General features: G+C 42.0%; 4 protein-coding genes. 1 reads left to right on the top strand and 3 read right to left on the bottom strand.

The genetic code is table 11. The features are described from left to right. The coding region (gene tnpA, locus A1232T_RS12805) for an IS200/IS605 family transposase (RefSeq protein WP_077449761.1) at positions 1–313 on the top strand (313 nt) is incomplete at its 5' end. A gap of 63 nt (positions 314–376) precedes the next feature. Here the strand turns inward: tnpA and rraA are convergent. The 3 genes from rraA to A1232T_RS12790 form a co-directional block, all read right to left on the bottom strand. Next, on the bottom strand, positions 377–892 hold the full coding sequence (gene rraA, locus A1232T_RS12800) for a ribonuclease E activity regulator RraA (RefSeq protein WP_095532782.1): 516 nt from the start codon (positions 890–892) through the stop codon (positions 377–379). Positions 893–957: 65 nt separating this feature from the next. Continuing rightward, positions 958–1,662 (bottom strand): NAD(P)H-binding protein, encoded by a 705-nt coding sequence (locus A1232T_RS12795; protein WP_077449759.1) that lies wholly within the window; start codon positions 1,660–1,662, stop codon positions 958–960. A 171-nt stretch (positions 1,663–1,833) separates the two neighbouring features. Further along, positions 1,834–2,060 (bottom strand): zinc ribbon domain-containing protein (locus A1232T_RS12790; protein ID WP_077449758.1); only part of this gene is annotated, 227 nt, incomplete at its 5' end.

Here is a 2,060-nt window from a genome sequence, read left to right as displayed (position 1 = left end):
TATGCTTGATAGGCTAAAAGAAATCATAACGAACCTCTGTCAAAAATGGGAAGTTGAGCTGTTAGAGTTTCAAGGCGCATCCGACCATGTGCATTTACTGCTTGATATGCACCCCAATATCATGCCAAGTAAGTGTATCAACAATCTAAAAACAGTAACTAGCCGTTTGATGAGAAAGGCATTTGCGAAGCATTTGGCAGAGTTTTACTGGAAGCCTGTACTTTGGACTAGGGCATATTGTTTGCTGACCACTGGCGGTGCTACCATTGATACCATTAGGCAGTATATCGAAAAACAAGAACGTCCTGACTAGCTCGCCCGTGCTGACATCTCCACCTAAATCAAAGATTATAGGTGGAGATGTCAGCACGATAAGTTAAATCAATGGCTTTTCGCTAGCGATGATACCGTTGTTATCCGCATAAACATACATGCCTGAGTTTAAGGTCAAATCGCCAAAGCTAATTTCTAAGTCGGTCTGACCTTCGCCGCGGCGGGTTGATTTGCGAGGAATGCAGCCTAATGCCATAACGCCAATATCCATTTGGGCCATATCATCTACATCACGCACACAGCCATATACCACCACACCGGCCCAGCCATTATCAATGGCAGATTGAGCAATCATATCGCCCAACAAGGCACAGCGCATAGAGCCACCACCATCTACCACTAAGACTTTACCTTCACCATTACTGTCACGACCTTCAGAATTAAGAAGCTCTTTAACTCGGCTATTGTCCTCAAAGCACTTAACGGTAACAATCTCACCGCAGAATTTATCCTTGCCACCAAAGCTATAAAAAGATTTACCTTCTATATTAGGTAAGCACACTTGGCTTTCTGGGTTAGCATCTAGTAAATCACAAGTTACGAAGTTGGTTTTGGTCATCTCAGTCATGGTGTTATTCCCTTAATTATTACTGGCTAATAAAACGCTACATAAGTCTGATTAGCTTAAGACTTTAACAGAGTCATCGCAAGCATTTGTTTATTGTCAATGACGGTAACTTTCTTTTTATCGTCCTCTATGCCTGACACCTTATGACGCTCGTAAATATTTTGTGCCGTCAACGCCATCGCTGCAGCCACACGCTCAGCTTCAATAGGTCGTGAGCGCATGGTTTTGGGAACCAAAGGTGCGATAAGTTTATACGCTCTTTGAGCTGTATTTTCTAAAACACGGCCTTTGTGCTTACCTAGTAATAAAGAGGGTTGGAAGATCACCAAATCATTAAAACCCACCTCTACTAAAGACTCTTCAAGTTCCCCTTTTACTCGGTTATAAAAGAAGCGGCTATTAGCATCTGCCCCTAGAGCAGATAAGATGAAAAATCTTTGCACCCCTTTTTGATGACAAGCTTTGGCAAAATTTAAATTGTAATCGTAATCAATTCGCTTAAAGTCTTCATCACTTCCTGCTTGCTTCTTTGTGGTTCCCAAACAGCTAAAAGCGTCTGTATCTGGACCAATAGAGATATTGCCCAGTGTTTCTTCTAGGTTGTTGAAATCCCCTAGCTGATAAAACTGCATTTGAGCCGACATGTGCTTTGGCGGTTTTCTAGCGACAATAATCAGACTGTCATACATTAAGTTTAGTTGGCTTACTAGTTTTTTGCCCACTAACCCTGTTGCGCCTATTACAATGGCTTTACGTTTCATAACCTATTTACCTGTTTGATAACACTTTTTATCGTGTACAGCCTCAGCTTATGATCACCTTGACATAAAAACACAAGGCGGATTAAAGTTGTTAATCATGAAAGCAAAATCTTCTACTTAAGATTTTTATCGAAATAACAATAATATATTCAAGTTGACTTCCTCCCCTCGCTAAACCGAGGGGATTCCTACCGCTAGACGGTCAAGCCCGACCGCAAGGATGTTGTTAGCAGCATTGATATCTCTATCATGCCATGTGCCACACTCAGCACAAGCCCATCCTCTTATTCGCAAACCTACTCTACCTTTTGGACTACTGTCACTTATTTTATGGCAGCACGAGCAGGTCTGGGTAGTGTAACTCTCATTTACGATCTCAAGCTGACAACCTGCATGCT

The organism is Psychrobacter pasteurii (genome assembly GCF_900162815.1).
Lineage (GTDB): Bacteria > Pseudomonadota > Gammaproteobacteria > Pseudomonadales > Moraxellaceae > Psychrobacter > Psychrobacter pasteurii.
Note: the sequence above shows the minus strand (reverse complement) of the source record. Positions and strands in the feature narration are given on the sequence as shown.